This is a genomic window from Methylobacterium sp. E-041, assembly GCF_022829665.1.
Classification (GTDB): Bacteria; Pseudomonadota; Alphaproteobacteria; order Rhizobiales; family Beijerinckiaceae; genus Methylobacterium.
The window spans coordinates 1-14,888 of the sequence record NZ_JAKSYQ010000012.1; the positions used below are offsets into that span (position 1 = coordinate 1).

Sequence of the window (14,888 nt, forward strand, 5' to 3'; positions counted from 1 at the left end):
GCTATAACTAGGAAATGCCCGAGTAAAGACCACATAGTTTCCACATTTAAGACGCTGATCCAAGTTATCGCTAGAGTAGTTAGGTTCACATGTTTCATATTTTGGCCGATGAACGACCCAAATATATGAAACATGTGAAAAGTTTCCGGGTTATTATTGAGGTTGTGAGGATTTTTTCGATCAACCGCTTTTTTCGGTAGATCGAAGGCGCGTAACGATTTGTTAGTAATTTGTTCGTCCGGCCGTGATCGGTCCTTCCTGACCGGTGATAATGACGCTTATCGAGGCCGTGAACGGTCACGGACCGCCAGTTTGTGGGGACGGTGATGGCGCTGATCCGGCACTTCGAGCGCAAGGAGATGGAGCGTAACGCGCTCCACGATGAGATCGACGCGACCTACAGCGTGTTCGAGCGTGACGGCCGCGTCCTCCTCCAGATCGACAGCTATGGCCGGGCGGATCGTGAGATGCCTGGCAAGAAGAGCCAGACGCTCCAACTCGATCGTGAAGGAGCTCTCGAACTGTTCGAGATCCTCAAGCGCGAATTCCACCTTGGCTGAGAGCCGCGCGGTGAATGCCTTACCAGTGGCTGGCTCCGAGTCCGCGGTCGGTCCCGCTCGTGACCTCGAAGCCGTCGCTGGGCTCGCCCAGCAGGCCCGCGCCGCCAACACAATCCGCGCATAGGAGGCTGACTGGCGGGATTTCGCGGCTTATTGCACCGATTTGAGTATAATATCGTCCGGCGGAGCAATGGAATCGACTATAAAGCTTACTCTCTTCGTAAATATCCTATTTGGATGCCAGACTGAAGTATCAGATTTTCTATTGCCAATTACATAGACGATGTTGTACCTATGTAAGACATTGAGAAACTTGTCGATAAGTGCCATATCAAGGTCTCCCATCCCCCGATAAAAAGCAGATTTCTTGCGGCCAGATCCGGCTTTATAAAACAATTTCCGCAGCACAATCTTGGCAATTTTGAAACCGTCATCTATATGAAGTGAGAGGATATCAGAATTTGTGGCGTCTATTACCATAGTGTTTTCGATGTGGTCTGCTCGTAGGCCAATTGATGCAAGCTCACGGGATACATCTTGGGAGCAATTCAACCTCTGCACCCTGCAGCGTTCAAATTTCAATTTTGATAGATATGGAATGTCGACAGAAATTTCTAGTTCGTCAAAAATACAATCCTCAAATTTGATTTTGCATAGATCTAGTAACTCCGGACTTATTTCTATCTCGCTTATCAATGCCGAGCTTACAACAATTTCTCTCGAGTTTTTATTTGTAAAAAGCTCAGGATCAATGGAGGCGCATACCAATAGGTCAGCTGCTAAATTGCCAGTGAGTTCTGAGTGATGTGACATTATTTCGTTGAGAGCCAAAAAAACTAAGCTTAAGTGCCCATTTGTTTGTAGAGAAGAATTTACAATTTGAGCAGTAAGGTTGGTTATACCATTACGTGTTCGAGCAAGTGGCCGTATTAATCTAGCTATATCATCAGTCCTGATATATTCTACACTTTTACTGGATAGAGCGACAATTGCATCGCATATTGTTCCAGCTTGCGCAGCCTCGAATATGGCTCTATCTATAAAACCGCGTTCCTCGTTTGCGTGTCCCGCAGTCAAGCCAGGAAACCTCATAAGAACTTGCTGTACAGAGATGTCTGGTTCCATAAGCATGACATCGCGATACGCATCGGCAACATGAAGGCTTGTCACACGGCCTGGATCTGAAATGTTCGTCCGCGCGAATAAAGCTATTCGCTCCAACAGGCGTCGGATCTGTCTGGGCTCTGCGCCCTTCGCAACATTCGTCTCTCGCGCACAAAGTCGATCTAAAAGTATGTTCCATCCATATCCAGGTGATAAAGGATTTAGTAATTTCTCATCATCTGCAAGTTTATCACCAAGCTCAAAATATATATATGACAAGAGGAGCGCTCTTTGCGGCATCCACTCCATTATAATAGGCTTTTTACCCTGAGGATTTATTTTATGATATAATGCTTTTACTTCTTTTTCAAGTAGATCTTGCAATGAAACATGTGAAAAATCACGCGCGTGTAAACATTCTCTCATCTCGTCAAAGCTAGAAAAATAACTTTGTCTACCAGAAACGAATATTGGTGTATTTATTGGTGATTCTTTGACAGCAGCTCGAATTATATGCGCAGAAGCATAGCGTATGTCGCGCGATGATGTGGTAAGTCTTGTGAAGCCAGCTCTGATTAACTCATCAAAACCATCAAGCATGAGTATGCAGCAGTCTGATGTCCATGCCCTGACTAATTTATCTCGCTCAGATCTCAATCCAATCCATTTAGCATGTCTTTCAAGTAAGTCTATGAAGTCGTCGCTTTCGTCGAAAGCCGCCTCACTGAGGTTGATGTAGATAGGAAATCGATAAGTTTTTCCAGCCTCGTATTCTTCCGCTAATCTGTAGAATAGCTCCCGGAAAGTCATACTTTTACCGACCCCGAAGTCGCCGGTTACCACTAATCTTGTCCGTTTTTTAATCGCGATGTCTTTAGTGATACTTTCTAATGTCACCTCAGAGTTATTTTCAAAAGTACGAAATGAAACCTGAACATATTGATTTCTTTCAATGTTAATGGTGTCGTCAATGGGATTTCGTACGCTTCCAAAGGATCTCTTTCTTCTTTCAATGAGATAAGATGAGCTGCAGTTAAATCTGTTTATAAAAGTTGGCAGAGAGCAAGCTTCGATCCAAAGTCCATTTTCTTCAGCTATTTGATGTATTTCTGGCGTTGGATCCTCAGGAAGAACGAAAAATCCCTTAATTTTCTTTTGCTGTAAATCCCCTACCAAGCTTCTTCTCGTAGTTCTAATTTTGCTGATATCTCCCTCAGCTTTCTTCTTTGTTTTAACTATTGTACATTCAATAATTATTAGTTCTTCGCTTGTCTCAATTATTACATCTATCTCGCGTCCATCTATCATTCTGTTCGGATGGACGTGTTCTGCGCCCCAATGTCTTCGGCAAAAATCTACTACGACGCGCTCAAAATCTGTGCCAGCTTGCGACATATCGGCGACCCGGGGAATGATAGATGTCGACTAAGGCTACATCTACATCCCGACAAAGTTTTGTGCAACTTGTGGTTTGGAATTCGTCTTTTGTGGTCGGCTACTCTGATTAAGTGTTTTCAGTGGATGTATGGCCGAATGGAAGTCAAGATCTTATTTTATTCTACGATATATTAAGAAAATACATTGGGATAAATTTTGAAGTATCGGCTCGAACTCGCTGGTTTGCTCGATCGCTTCTCATTGTCGCAGATCCCGCCAGCCCAACCGAAACCGCGTCTGCTGCTCCTCGTCTAGGAACGCGATATCGTAGCGGACTTCGATATCGCCGCGCCGCATGAGGGATACGATCTCCTGCGTGTCGTCCTTCGTAACGATCAGCCATAAGGCACCGCAGAGTAGTAGCTCCGCCCTCTCTCCACGGTGTTGGTTGAGGGCCATATACTGGCTGATGATCCGGCGCGTGAAAACGCGGTGATCGCCCTTACGCGCCGCGAGTTGGTGTCGCCACTCCTCGACCATCTCTTGTATGTCTGCAGGCTCGACCGAGCCGAGCATGGTCGCGTCGCCCAACGTTAGAAGGATGCGCACGTGTCCTGGAGTAGGGGGTACACTCTCCGGGCGAACGTGATCCCAATCAGGATCATGCCCTCGCTTGAAAGCCTCGGCGAGGTGCTGCTCCTTGAGGCCGAGTCGCGGCGCCCATTTCGCGTGGAAACGGTCATAAGCCTCAGCGGGCTTGACGCCGCGCGTCTCACCCGGCCGCGGCAAGCGGCCACCTGAACCCACGGCACCGGTCAAGCCCAACACGCGATCGACCTCTCGCCGGATTGGCTCGTAGGCGAACTTCTCGCCGAGCAAGACGCAGATGGCAGCATCCGGGTCGACGAGCTTGAAGATCTTATCGGTCGGCATATCGGCCAGAGCGTGGTCACCGACCCGAGGGTCGGGAAAGAACGTGCCGGCGTCGTTCTCTAGTAGAAAGCGGTCGAGGCGTTCGTCAAAGTGCTCGAAGGCGTCCCGCAGCCGGCGTTCCCTGAGCGCCGAGGTATCGTCGAGCTCGAATGCCTTACGTAGCTTTTGGCCTCGGGCTTGGGCGTGCTCGCCGCCCTGCCTCGTCGGCCAGAAGAAGCGCGAGAGCGCAGCCGCGTGGGAGAGCGCCTCCTGTACGAGGGAGAATGCCGTGGCGTCCGCGATGCCATCCATAATTGCAGTGTCGAAGCGTGCGAAGATCGCGTGCGTGCGGTCTGCCGCGTAGAGGATGGATTGGAGGTAAAGAACCTCATGAAACGGCTGGATGCCTTCGCACTGGCTTGTGACGAAAGTCGCGCGGGCTCGGATCTCCGCCTTATCAATAGCCATCACAAGCTGCCCAGCGGTGGGTACGGCATGGTGATCTCCTACGCCCCGCCCGCAGGCGGGAGATGGTGCTGTGGCTGACGTTGTAGCTGCGCCCGATCTCAGCGCAGCTCTCCCCGGCCTCACGCCGGGCCAGGGCTTCACGCCGCTGGTGATAGGTGAGCTTCGGTTTCGGGCCCGAGCGCACGCTACGCGTGCCGCAGTCCCTCGCCGGTGCGTGCCCGGATCAGCTCGCGCTCGAACTCGGCGAGGCCGCCCAACACCGTAACCATCAGGCGGCCGTGCGGCGTCGTGGTGTCGGCCCAGGCGTCGGCCAGCGAGCGGAAGCCGGTACCCCGCGCGGTCACTTCCTCAAGCACGATGAGAAGGTCGCGCGTCGAGCGTGCCAGCCGATCAAGGCGGGTGATCACCAGGACACCGCCGACGCCGAGGCGGTCGATCGCCCGCTTTAGGCCGGCGCGGTCGCCGCGGGCGCCACTCGCCGTCTCCTGTACGATCTTAGCGCAGCCGGCGGACGTGAGCTGTTCGGCCTGGGCAGCGAGGCTCTGATGGTCGGTAGAGACGCGGGCGTAACCGTAGATCATCCCTCTACTTGCACGGGAAACCTGCTCGGATAAACCCAGGTGATTACAAGAGCCTAAGGTTTGTGCACATTTCCTGGATATGTCGTGGAGATAGGCCCGCCTTCGATAGGTCAAGGCTATTCAAAGGAACCGAATATGGTATATAACGACTTGCTAATCCAAACGGAGAAAGCAAAAATGAAATATTATTGCGCCGTAGCTTTGGGTCTGGCATTGGTTTTAATGAATCTTTCTTGTAATGCCGGAGTAATCGACGATTTAAATTTCTGCAAAAACGACAAAGACCCACCTGCTTCATTGAAAGCGGTAGCTGCCAAAGGCCCCGATGGAGAAATGAGAGGCATGGCCTCGGCTGCCGATCTATATCAAAGAGCTGTCGGCGCAGCTAAAGCGGGAAAAGATGAGATAGCTATAGATTGGATAGTTTTATGCCAATGGCACAATCCACCTGTTCAAGCTGAAATAAGATTAAATAAAGAACAGGTTTTAGGAATACTTAATAAAGAAAATTATTAATCAATATCAAATATATGAAACAATTAATAAGTTTCTAGTTCCATAGACCGCACTCTGAAGAGTGGTTTTCGTAGAATATAGGTCCGCTACGCAACGTGCCTTTGCAGTAATAAGTATAATGCATCTGACCCGCAAAGTCTTTGTGAGCGTTTTCCCACATCCCCGTACTATCTGGGATCCCTTCGCCAGGCAATAAATCAATCTGAGAGTTCGGATGACCCGCTAAGGCTGCTGCAATCAGCTTATCGCATTCTCCTTTTCGAGTATGGCCCCCTGATAACTCGCCGCTATCTACCGGCCCCCAAGGCACCTCTGAAGACCATTTTTCGACGCCATGCGCCGGGACGCGGCACGATGCATAACAAGCGCCTGCAAACGGAACACTAGCATCAATCCCTGCTTTTACGCCCCACTTATTGATTAAGTTCATCATAAAAGATGATTGGATGAGGCTGTTGTTTCCGCCGCCGAGGGTTCCGCCATGAACAAGAGCTATTATTTTACCATCTTCATTAAAAACTGGACCCCCACTATAACCAGGCTGCAGAAATCCGTCCGCATTGTAAAAACCATTATTATCTTGTAAGTTTGCAATGTTAACTAAGGCTGGTGTTAAACCGTTTTGTGCTGGAAATCCCAATACTATTGCACGATCAAGTACGTTTACGGGTTTAGAAGAGATGGTTACTGCATAACGGCAAGAAGCAGACTGCGGCAACTGCCACAACGCGACATCATTTTTTTCATCTGCCTCTCTCAACTTCATCTGGAAGCGAGTTCCATCTCGTTGGCCAATGATTGCCCACATCTTCTGGGATGGATCAACCTTCAGATGCGCGGCAGTGATAACGTAACCATCATGAGATACGATAAAACCCGTACCACTGTCGATGAACGCGCCATTGCTATCGTTGATTTCCAAGTACACTACAGCTCTAGTATTATTCTGTAAAATATCGTTCGGTGAGGCTGCATAAGATGCACTTGCAATCATCGTCAGGGCAAACGACACGGCACGCAGCATCGAAAACTCCATTTTAGGCGACTTTGAGAAAGGAATTTAATGCAAACGTGCAAGGGACATATTCTTCTCCGACATGTCGATGTGAGTCGAAGGGTTTCGTACTAAATCGCCTTTCGGAAATGATGCTTGAGTGCCCATCCGCAGATTGATTTCCGCCAACGACCATAATCTGATCATTGCCAAGACTGCTCTCAAAAAAAGCGACGTGACCTAAGCCTAAGGTCTTTCCAGACTGCTTGTCATAACAAGTAAATACCACTAAATCACCTTGAGTGGGTGTATTTATTTTAAGAAATTTTCCCGAATTGACAAATGATTGTGAAGAAGCACTATCCGTTCCCTTCTTATTATTCCTTTCGATACACCAATTCGCAAAAGCCGCACACCAGTTGATCATGTCATTCTGTGCTCGAAGGCTTGTAGCACTGAAGAACTCTTTTACAACGGGGTTCCAAGCTGCTGGCGCAGGCCACTGCGAGATGGCTCCCGGATCAGACTGCGAGTATCGATCTATAAAGCTTTTAGCTATCGCATAAGGGGTTGCACCCTTTGGCGTAGAGTCCAGTATGTTTTTGGCTTTTGCCATCTGTTCTGCGTTAGGTTTTCGATACCCATACACTTCTGGATCGTCTAATGTTGACAGCGGCGGTAATGGCAACTGATCAAATTCCGCATCGACGCCAATAGTTTGGCCTGATGGCTGAGCATAAGCCTTCTGACCGATAACGGTCGCACCAAATAAAGGAACGCCAAACGTGAGAGCGCGGCGTGAGAGCATGATTTGGCTCCGCAATCTTAATAAGGCAACCTCATGTTAACATTCGCATCGAGTCGCCGCAATAAGTGGCAATGAATTTTTCTTCCTCGATCAGAGCGACCATAAACGACCGTTTGTGAGACTGTCGTAAGACTGCGTTCGCGCACGGCCGATTAGGCAAGCAAGCTGTCTCAAAATAGGTCTTGAAAAGAGTGTCTCATACCCTCATGCTGATGATGAGAAATGAGACCGCCGCATGCGCATTGGCTATGCCCGCGTATCCACGCTCGATCAGAACCCCGACCTTCAGCTCGAACGCCTGAAAGCGGGAGGCTGCGAGCGTGTTATCGTTGAGAGGGCGTCGGGTGCTCGCGACGATCGACCGGAGCTGGGTCGCCTACTGCGAGATGTACTGCGGAAGGGCGATACGCTCGTCATCTGGAAGCTCGACCGATTGGCTCGCTCTCTCAAGCAGCTCATCGACACGGCCGAGGATTTGAGGGGCCGCGGCATCGGTCTCGTCTCGCTTACCGACGCCATCGACACCGGCTCGCCCGGTGGGATGCTCGTCTTTCACATGCTGGGAGCTATCGCCGAGTTCGAGCGCGCCCTGATCCGCGAGCGCACGTCCGCCGGCTTGATTGAGGCGCGGCGCAAAGGTCGCGTAGGCGGTCGACCGAAGCTGATGGGGCCGAAGGATGTGGCAGCCGCCCGCGCCCTTCTGGCTGACGGAAGTCTTACCTCGAGGGAGGTGGCTGCCCGGTTCGATGTCTCGAAGGCGACGCTCTATCGGCACCTCGGCGCGGAACCCGCCCAGAGGACCTAAACACGGCCTCGGCCGGGTCGAGCCGTAATCCCTTAAACTTGCATAGAGAACCCGCGCCGGGAAAGCGCCGCGCTTCCAGCGGCTTGCAATCCGCAAACAATTCTTAGATCACAAGCAGAGCGAACATTGCTTGTGCAATCCGATATGTAGGTGATAATCCTTTCGCAGTCTAATTTATTTAAAGTTTATACCGGAAATACCAAAGTATAAACTAGAAGTGAATAAAACCATAACTAACCAAAGAAATGGTTCAACCATTACAACCGACGATGAGACCTGTTCAAAAACCGTCTTGTAAACACCAACAAAATTATCTTCCCAATCTCTAGATGAAAAACTATTCGAAAGTCTAGGTATCGTGGCGTATAATCTCTTTAGCTTGTACACGGTATTAATCTCCGTATAGATCCATATCGCGCACAAACTAATAGGGGCAAGTAACCCAATGATCCTGACTTTATTAATAGCCAAATCTTGGATTGGTATGAATAAAACAGACGTAATAAATAAGAAGCACAGTATCCTGTTTACAAATCTATTGTATAAATTACCTTTTTGAACGTTATCCATCTCTTGATATATTAAATCAACAGAGGCATCGTCTTGCTTGAAAGCCATCATAGCCTCCGTTTAAGTTTGACTTTTCATCAGTAGCGAAATCATGATTGATTTTATCACTGCATCGATACGAGATGATCCTTCTTCGTTTTCCACGCATACGCAGTTGTAAGTTGCTATATCTGAAGATGAACCGCCCCATGAGGGACTTTTGAATGAATTTATGACACGTTTGATTTTTGTTGTCTGACTTTTGAGCTGAGTTTCTTTAACCACGTCTGCTTTGTTGAGTATTACGCAGACATGTTGTAGTTTATTCTTCAGTCTATTCGAATTTGAACATAGAGAATTTAGCTCCTCAAGCATTGCTGATAAATATTGCGTCCCATAATCGTCGTCATTTGAGGCCCAATTTCGAGAAACGTCTAGAAATATCATCAAAATATTTGGGGCCTTGTCGAAGACTAGCTTCGCCTGTTCCTTAGGACTATCATGCCCTCTTGTGTCGGTTGCGCGCTTTACGTTGACCGTAAGAGATTTGTCTCGCCCTATAGCAAGATTAAAAGCACGAGTATTTCGCTCTTGTAAGGTTTTTGGCGTTTCTTCGCCAGCAGGAATAAGAACTCCGTGTTCAAGATACAAAACAAAACAAGATTTTCCGGCACGCCTTTCACCTACGACAAGCATAGTTTTGCCAAATAACCTAGTTTTTAACCAGGAAATTCCCGTAGGAGCGACTTTCTTAAAAACTTCCAGTCCAACTTTTACACCTATCGCTGAAGCCTCAGGCATGTAACTTGCTCCAATTCACAATTAATCTACATATTTATCCGTTTTAAGGAAGTAAATGTTATTTACGGTGACTTCCAAATAAATCGCCTTTGCCCCTTTTCATTAAAAGATCTCTGATTGCTTCCATCATAATGTCCTGTGTTGTCATGTCTGCATCAAGCCCCACTAATTTGACCATTCGATAAATCTCCGGCTCTACCCATACTGTGATCCCCCGAGCGCCTTGTCGTGTAGTCGGCCTCTTGGTTCTTGTGATATCAGGTGTGGAAGCTGGCGCTCTAGGCGCAGCGGCTTGGCCTGTCGGCTCCGGTTCCGACACTAGGGAGGACTCATCTATCCGTCCTCTTGATACGTTGTCAGTCACGGCGGCTCTGAGGCTGAAGCGGGGGGCTGCACTCATTAGGCTGCCTCGACGGTTGCGGGTTGCGGAAGAGCGAGATTGATCAAATTAGCGGTCCACCGGAACAGTCCTTCGATCTCGGCGGCTGCCCTTCCAGTGGGCTCGATCTCCTGGGCTGTGCGGCCGGGAATGAAGCCGCGCGCGTAGCTGACACGCTGGTAGACGGCGCCCGGATAGACCGGGATGTCGCGCTCGCGTAGGCCGGCGCGTGCTTCCTCAAGGTCGAACTCGGTTGATGTGTTGCAGGCGTTGAACACGACCCACGATGGCTTGCGCGCGATGGTAGTGAGGTCGTGGGTCTGGCCGATCGCGTCGATGTCGAGGATCGAGGCTCGGCAGGGGATTAGCACGAGGTCGGACGCCTTGCAGGCGACCAGCGCCGGTCGGTCCGCGTGCGGTGCGCTGTCGATGATTAGGAGGTCGAGGCTGCCGGCCGCGGCCTGGGCCTTCACGTGGTCGAGCTGTTCGGCCGAGGTCACCACCGCTTCGGGATGATCCTTGCGGCGCTCCGACCACTTCCAGGCCGAGGATTGCGGGTCGAGGTCGGCGATGGCGACTTGCAGGCCGGCGCGGTGGGCGGCAACTGCGAGGTGCAGGGCCAGCGTCGTCTTCCCAGCTCCGCCTTTCTGGCTGACGAGGGCGAGCGTGCGCATCGTGTTGACCTCCTGACGGACTGACGGTCTGCCATACCATTGCGGCAACAGGTTTACGCTTCATCAAGCAGACGGGCTGTCGGTACAACGCGTCAGGGTGTGGAGTCGTCATGCCGTTGTGGTGTTGACACGTCATCGAGTCAAAATGGCAACGCGTTTTGGTGTTGTGGTGTCACAAGGACCGCGTGCTTTAGGCAGCCGCTTAGCGTGGCGTTGACTTCAGCAGGCGCTCCGGCCGACATGGGGCGTTCCGGCGCCCGCATCCTGCGCGAGTCGGAGATCGGGAGACGCAGCCAGCCGCGCGCTAGACCCTGAAAAGCCAACAGCCCCGTCCCGGCAAGGACGAGGCTGCTGAAAACCTGGGGCCTGTGGGGCCGCTGAACCGCTTCCCACAAGCCATGATCTCCCCTCGGGAGTCAAGCCGGAACGGCAATTCCGGCAACAGGAGAGGCTTGCCCGGACCCTGAAGCGCGGCCCATGAGGGACCGTGATGGATGTTTGCTGACGAGATCCGCCGCCAAGCGGAGGCGGCCCCGCGCGCCGCGTTGCCTGCCTTGGCCGCCGCCCTGTGGCGCGCCTTCGCCGAGGAACAAGTGAGCGAGGCCGAAGCCGAGGCGCTGTCGGCGCTGATCGAGGAACGGAAGGCCATCCCGGCCACAGCTGGACCTGCGCGGCGACCAACCGGCTCGCGGCCGCGGAGCGACGCCTCGATGGCGCGCCGCCGACGCTGGGCGGCGTCCGGGTGGCTGCCGCCCCAACTCGCAACCCGTTTCACCCAGGCGGAGGCTGCCGTGCTCGCCGTGGTGGCAGCCGAGGTGGCGAAGCGGGGCGACTGCCGGCTGTACCACGGCCACGTTGCGGCGCTCGCCGGGGTGGCGCGCTCGACGGTGCGAGCGACCCTGCGGCGCGCGCGCGAATTGGGCGCGATCACCGTCGAGGAGAGGCGAGCCTCTGCGTGGAGGAATTTGGCCAATGTCGTGCGGATCGCGTCCCGCGAGTGGCTGGCCTGGTGCCGATTGGTGCGGCTGCCGGTGGGCCGGGGGGGTGGTGATTTATCCTCAGCACCGACCAGTACTCAGAATCTAGATAAGAGCCATCAGCGGCCAGCGGAAGCCTCGCAAAGGGCTGCCGGAGGGCAGGGTCGGGCGAGGGCAAGGCCACATTCCGATTCCGGGCCGGGTCCGTCGCGGCGAGTGCCATCCATGCGGTAGGCTCATGCACCCGATCGTCATTCCGAACGGCCCGCTGCGCACTCAGTAGCCGTCGAGCACGGCGTACTCGCCGCGCGGGCCGAACCGCGGCGCGCTCAGGTCGATGCGGACGCACAAGCGCGTGCGCCCGTCATCGGACTGGCAGTTCGTCAGCACCGCGCGGCCTGCGCGGCGTTGCCAGTCCTCGGCCCGCGCCTGGAGCGTCGGCAGTGCGACGCGCAGGCGCTCGACTTCGGCGGCGAGGCGGGCGCGTTCCGCCTGACCCCAGAAGGTAGACGCGGCGACGCCGGCAAACTGTGCGCCGGTGGCGCCCAGCACGACGAGGCCCAGAACTGCGGTGAGGCGAAGTGTCAGCCGAGCCGTTGCCTGTCGAACCCCGTGCGTCGCTGCGTCGATCTCACCGCGCGCGTCGTGCAGCGCGGCCACGACCTCGCTGCGCAGCCGGTCGGCCCCGAGCGCGGAGACCGTCGTGTCCAACGACGCGACGCGGTCGGACAGCGTTCCGAAGGCCGGCCCGAGGGCCGACACGTCGAGGGTGAGGGTACGGGGTTTCGCGGCGGCACTCTCGGCCGCCTGCGCGGCCTTGAGCGTGGCTTGTAGGCCTTGTCCGAGCCCATGCACGTCGCGGCGAACGGCCTGCAGGGTCAAGACCAGCTCCGCGACCGGATCGCCGGCTTCCGACACGGCCACCCCCTCACGTCCCATCCGTGGCCTGATCGGGCTCAGCGCGGACCGGTTCGGCCGAGTGAGCCTTCAAGTGCAACTCACCGAGGAGGTCGCCGAGCGCGAACAGGTCGGTGTCGCTCGTATTCTCCTCCTCGATCATCGCGATGAGCGCCAACGCCCCCGCCGGACTCCGCCGGGCTCGGCGGATAGCGAGCGCACCGACGATCACCTTCCGGCGGGTGTCGAGCCTGCGCATCTCGTCCTTGGCACGGGCGGCCTGGGCAAGGGCGGCGGCATAGCGCTGCTCCGGGGTCCTGCGTGGGGGCTTGGGCAGGGGATCTGTGTCGGTCATGGCGTCCTCGTGCTGCGGGAAGAGATTGACGGAGGGATCATGGTTAATGGCGGTTGTGGCATTCGAACAGCGCGGTTATACATTGCCGATGGCAATGTCCGCGGTCCTCAGGGGCTGCGCCCCGCCGGACGGCTTCCCCCCAGGCCAGCGCTGAGGCGCCGGCCACCAAGGGATGCTCCCTTGGAACCTGCCCAGCGTCGTGGCGCTGGACCCCGTTGGATGAGGAGGAGCGGTCGATGGCCCTGTATCGCTTCTCCGTCTCGATGCACGCACGCAGCGCCGGCCGCTCGGCGGTAGCGGCCGCCGCGTACCGGGCGGGTGCGCAGCTGCGCGATCCGCACACCGGCCTGACCCACGACTACCGGCGTCGGCGGGGTGTCCTGGGCACGGAGATCCTCGCTCCGGCCGGGGCGCCGGCCTGGGCAACGCAACGCGCCTCGCTCTGGGCCAAAGCGGAATTGGCCGAGCGCCGTAAGGACGCCCAGACGGCGAGGGAGATCGTGCTTTCCCTCCCGCGCGAGCTGAGCGAGGCGCAGAATACAGCGCTGGTGCGGGACTTTGTCTCGACCGAGCTCGTCGCCGCCCACGGAATGGTGGCGGACGTCGCTTGGCATGCCGCTCACAGTGCGGACGGCCAGGTTAACGTTCACGCCCATCTTTTGATGCCGACCCGGCGGGTCGAGGCAAACGGCTTTGCAGCGAAGAAGGCCCGGGAGTGGAACGCACGTGAACTCGTGGTGCACTGGCGCGAGGCCTGGGCCGCACACGTGAACGCCGCGCTCGCAGCCTCTGGGGTCACAGCGGAGCGGGTCGACCACCGCTCGTTGGCCGTGCGTCGCACGGAGGCGGAAGAGAGAGCGACCGAGGCGCGCGTGCACGGCGATGAGGAGACCGCCCTGGGCTACGAAGCGGACGCACACGAACTCGCCCGGCCGCCCGAGCCCAAGCGGGGGCGGGCCCATCCGCTCGAAGCGCGTGGCGTCATCACCGACCAGGGGGCCCTGGTGCGGGAGATCCGAGACGAGCGGACGCGACGGCGTCAGCTGGCCGAGCGGCTGCGGGCGCTGGTGCAGCGCGCGGCACAGGCGCGGCTGCAGCTCGGCGAACGGTTGCGGCAGGGCCTGACGCCGGCGCTGCTGGCGAGCTTGCGCGAGAGCAATCTCGGCCTCGCCGTGCGGGGACGTCAGCCAGGGCTCGCCTTGGCCGTGGGCGATGGTGAGCAAGCCCTGGCGCGGGAGCGCGAGCAGCGTCGGGAGGGGATCGAGCGGCATCGGATCGAGCAGGGATTGCAGAGGGTGCGCGCCGCGATGCGGCGGGATCGTGGGCGTGGGATCGGCCGCTGAGCGGCCGATCCGCTGGGCGGCTCGCTAGTCCCTGCCGCGGTCGTCCTTCCGAACCGGCTTGCGGGGCTTGGGCTTCTGTTTGGCCTTCGGTGTAAGGTCCGGCGGCACCGGAGCCGGCTCCGGCTGAGGAGCGACGGGGGCAGGCTCGGCCTCCGAGTTCTTTTTTGTACGCGTGTCGGCAATGAGATCGCCGACGGTGCGATCGAAATCCGGTCCGTCGTCGTCCGGCGGATCACCACCACCGTCGCATCGACCTTCCAGGCATCGATCCACGAGACGGCAGATCCGCCGGTACTCCTGTTCCTGCTCGGGGGTGAATGGCTCCCCCCCGCGCTTGATCAAGCGCAAGCGGTCCCAGGTGTCGATGTCTTGGTCTTCGAGGCCGCATTCCCACAATTGGATCCGTACGGATTGCGGGATGGAGACGCCCTCCCTGTAGGCGATCTCGCTCTGCAGAAGGGCATTCTCGCGGAGCGCCTTCCTGGGATCATCGGCTTGATCTCGCCTGATCCGTTCGAGGGCTTCCCGCCCTCGCGGGCTCAGTTCCTTTTCAGCGTCGGCCCCGGTCAGAACGTCACGGTTATCACGGCCGTTGTTTTCGTTTGAAGCGGTCATGTGTTTGGTCCCGTTGGTGAGGGGACCCTTGAGCTATAACTAGGAAATGCCCGAGTAAAGACCACATAGTTTCCACATTTAAGACGCTGATCCAAGTTATCGCTAGAGTAGTTAGGTTCACATGTTTCATATTTTGGCCGATGAACGACCCAAATATATGAAACATGTGAAAA

Annotated in this window: 16 protein-coding genes; 4 read left to right on the top strand and 12 right to left on the bottom strand. The window is 55.3% G+C overall.

Annotated features, from left to right (window positions below):
- The first annotated feature begins 326 nt into the window (after window positions 1–326).
- The gene (locus MKK70_RS00155) at window positions 327–560 is read left to right on the top strand and encodes a methionyl-tRNA formyltransferase (RefSeq protein ID WP_243945271.1); all 234 of its coding nucleotides are present in this window, start codon (window positions 327–329) and stop codon (window positions 558–560) included.
- A gap of 150 nt (window positions 561–710) precedes the next feature.
- Here the strand turns inward: MKK70_RS00155 and MKK70_RS00160 are convergent, their stop codons facing one another.
- The 4 genes from MKK70_RS00160 to MKK70_RS00175 all read right to left on the bottom strand — a co-directional run bounded on the left by MKK70_RS00160 (window position 711) and on the right by MKK70_RS00175 (window position 5,002).
- Window positions 711–3,059, bottom strand: a complete 2,349-nt coding sequence (locus MKK70_RS00160; protein WP_243945273.1) for an NACHT domain-containing protein — start codon at window positions 3,057–3,059, stop codon at window positions 711–713.
- A 240-nt stretch (window positions 3,060–3,299) separates the two neighbouring features.
- On the bottom strand, window positions 3,300–4,421 hold the full coding sequence (locus tag MKK70_RS00165; RefSeq protein WP_243945274.1) for a hypothetical protein: 1,122 nt from the start codon (window positions 4,419–4,421) through the stop codon (window positions 3,300–3,302).
- Window positions 4,411–4,605: a helix-turn-helix domain-containing protein gene (locus MKK70_RS00170; protein WP_243945276.1), complete on the bottom strand. Its 195-nt coding sequence runs from the start codon at window positions 4,603–4,605 to the stop codon at window positions 4,411–4,413. The genes MKK70_RS00165 and MKK70_RS00170 overlap by 11 nt, the downstream gene beginning before the upstream one ends.
- A 1-nt stretch (window position 4,606) precedes the next feature.
- On the bottom strand, window positions 4,607–5,002 hold the full coding sequence (locus MKK70_RS00175) for a recombinase family protein (RefSeq protein ID WP_243945278.1): 396 nt from the start codon (window positions 5,000–5,002) through the stop codon (window positions 4,607–4,609).
- A gap of 135 nt (window positions 5,003–5,137) precedes the next feature.
- Here MKK70_RS00175 and MKK70_RS00180 point away from each other — a divergent pair, with 135 nt between their 5' ends.
- Window positions 5,138–5,518, top strand: coding sequence for a hypothetical protein (locus MKK70_RS00180; protein WP_243945280.1), 381 nt, complete (start codon window positions 5,138–5,140; stop codon window positions 5,516–5,518).
- 34 nt (window positions 5,519–5,552) lie between these two features.
- On the opposite strand, the gene MKK70_RS00185 is transcribed toward MKK70_RS00180, so the two are convergent.
- Complete coding sequence (locus tag MKK70_RS00185; RefSeq protein WP_243945282.1) at window positions 5,553–6,542, bottom strand: serine protease; 990 nt, start codon at window positions 6,540–6,542, stop codon at window positions 5,553–5,555.
- A 13-nt stretch (window positions 6,543–6,555) separates the two neighbouring features.
- The gene (locus tag MKK70_RS00190; RefSeq protein WP_243945283.1) at window positions 6,556–7,320 is read right to left on the bottom strand and encodes a CHAP domain-containing protein; all 765 of its coding nucleotides are present in this window, start codon (window positions 7,318–7,320) and stop codon (window positions 6,556–6,558) included.
- Between the two features lie 235 nt (window positions 7,321–7,555).
- Here MKK70_RS00190 and MKK70_RS00195 point away from each other — a divergent pair, with 235 nt between their 5' ends.
- Window positions 7,556–8,125, top strand: a complete 570-nt coding sequence (locus tag MKK70_RS00195; RefSeq protein WP_243945284.1) for a recombinase family protein — start codon at window positions 7,556–7,558, stop codon at window positions 8,123–8,125.
- Between the two features lie 630 nt (window positions 8,126–8,755).
- On the opposite strand, the gene MKK70_RS00200 is transcribed toward MKK70_RS00195, so the two are convergent.
- The 5 genes from MKK70_RS00200 to MKK70_RS00220 form a co-directional block, all read right to left on the bottom strand.
- Complete coding sequence (locus MKK70_RS00200; RefSeq protein WP_243945285.1) at window positions 8,756–9,475, bottom strand: hypothetical protein; 720 nt, start codon at window positions 9,473–9,475, stop codon at window positions 8,756–8,758.
- Window positions 9,476–9,533: 58 nt separating this feature from the next.
- A complete protein-coding gene (locus MKK70_RS30940) occupies window positions 9,534–9,875 on the bottom strand; it encodes a ribbon-helix-helix domain-containing protein (RefSeq protein ID WP_409568227.1) in 342 nt (113 codons plus the stop codon).
- The gene (locus MKK70_RS00205) at window positions 9,875–10,528 is read right to left on the bottom strand and encodes a ParA family protein (protein WP_243945286.1); all 654 of its coding nucleotides are present in this window, start codon (window positions 10,526–10,528) and stop codon (window positions 9,875–9,877) included. Before MKK70_RS00205 ends, MKK70_RS30940 begins: the two co-directional genes overlap by 1 nt.
- Before the next feature lie 1,253 nt (window positions 10,529–11,781).
- Window positions 11,782–12,429, bottom strand: a complete 648-nt coding sequence (locus MKK70_RS00215) for a hypothetical protein (RefSeq protein WP_243945288.1) — start codon at window positions 12,427–12,429, stop codon at window positions 11,782–11,784.
- 4 nt (window positions 12,430–12,433) lie between these two features.
- Window positions 12,434–12,757, bottom strand: a complete 324-nt coding sequence (locus MKK70_RS00220; RefSeq protein WP_243945289.1) for a hypothetical protein — start codon at window positions 12,755–12,757, stop codon at window positions 12,434–12,436.
- A 236-nt stretch (window positions 12,758–12,993) separates the two neighbouring features.
- Here MKK70_RS00220 and mobQ point away from each other — a divergent pair, with 236 nt between their 5' ends.
- Window positions 12,994–14,100, top strand: coding sequence for a MobQ family relaxase (mobQ, locus tag MKK70_RS00225; protein ID WP_243945290.1), 1,107 nt, complete (start codon window positions 12,994–12,996; stop codon window positions 14,098–14,100).
- A gap of 24 nt (window positions 14,101–14,124) precedes the next feature.
- Here the strand turns inward: mobQ and MKK70_RS00230 are convergent, their stop codons facing one another.
- Window positions 14,125–14,715: a hypothetical protein gene (locus MKK70_RS00230; RefSeq protein ID WP_243945291.1), complete on the bottom strand. Its 591-nt coding sequence runs from the start codon at window positions 14,713–14,715 to the stop codon at window positions 14,125–14,127.
- Window positions 14,716–14,888 lie beyond the last annotated feature (173 nt).

What these genes read in the sequence shown, in the direction of transcription:
- MKK70_RS00155 (WP_243945271.1), top strand. Translation starts at nt 327, where the DNA reads ATGGCGCTGATCCGGCACTTCGAGCGCAAGGAGATGGAGCGTAACGCG.
- MKK70_RS00160 (WP_243945273.1), bottom strand. Translation starts at nt 3,059, where the DNA reads ATGTCGCAAGCTGGCACAGATTTTGAGCGCGTCGTAGTAGATTTTTGC.
- MKK70_RS00165 (WP_243945274.1), bottom strand. Translation starts at nt 4,421, where the DNA reads ATGGCTATTGATAAGGCGGAGATCCGAGCCCGCGCGACTTTCGTCACA.
- MKK70_RS00175 (WP_243945278.1), bottom strand. Translation starts at nt 5,002, where the DNA reads ATGATCTACGGTTACGCCCGCGTCTCTACCGACCATCAGAGCCTCGCT.
- MKK70_RS00180 (WP_243945280.1), top strand. Translation starts at nt 5,138, where the DNA reads ATGGTATATAACGACTTGCTAATCCAAACGGAGAAAGCAAAAATGAAA.
- MKK70_RS00185 (WP_243945282.1), bottom strand. Translation starts at nt 6,542, where the DNA reads ATGCTGCGTGCCGTGTCGTTTGCCCTGACGATGATTGCAAGTGCATCT.
- MKK70_RS00190 (WP_243945283.1), bottom strand. Translation starts at nt 7,320, where the DNA reads ATGCTCTCACGCCGCGCTCTCACGTTTGGCGTTCCTTTATTTGGTGCG.
- MKK70_RS00195 (WP_243945284.1), top strand. Translation starts at nt 7,556, where the DNA reads ATGCGCATTGGCTATGCCCGCGTATCCACGCTCGATCAGAACCCCGAC.
- MKK70_RS00200 (WP_243945285.1), bottom strand. Translation starts at nt 9,475, where the DNA reads ATGCCTGAGGCTTCAGCGATAGGTGTAAAAGTTGGACTGGAAGTTTTT.
- MKK70_RS30940 (WP_409568227.1), bottom strand. Translation starts at nt 9,875, where the DNA reads ATGAGTGCAGCCCCCCGCTTCAGCCTCAGAGCCGCCGTGACTGACAAC.
- MKK70_RS00205 (WP_243945286.1), bottom strand. Translation starts at nt 10,528, where the DNA reads ATGCGCACGCTCGCCCTCGTCAGCCAGAAAGGCGGAGCTGGGAAGACG.
- MKK70_RS00220 (WP_243945289.1), bottom strand. Translation starts at nt 12,757, where the DNA reads ATGACCGACACAGATCCCCTGCCCAAGCCCCCACGCAGGACCCCGGAG.
- mobQ (WP_243945290.1), top strand. Translation starts at nt 12,994, where the DNA reads ATGGCCCTGTATCGCTTCTCCGTCTCGATGCACGCACGCAGCGCCGGC.
- MKK70_RS00230 (WP_243945291.1), bottom strand. Translation starts at nt 14,715, where the DNA reads ATGACCGCTTCAAACGAAAACAACGGCCGTGATAACCGTGACGTTCTG.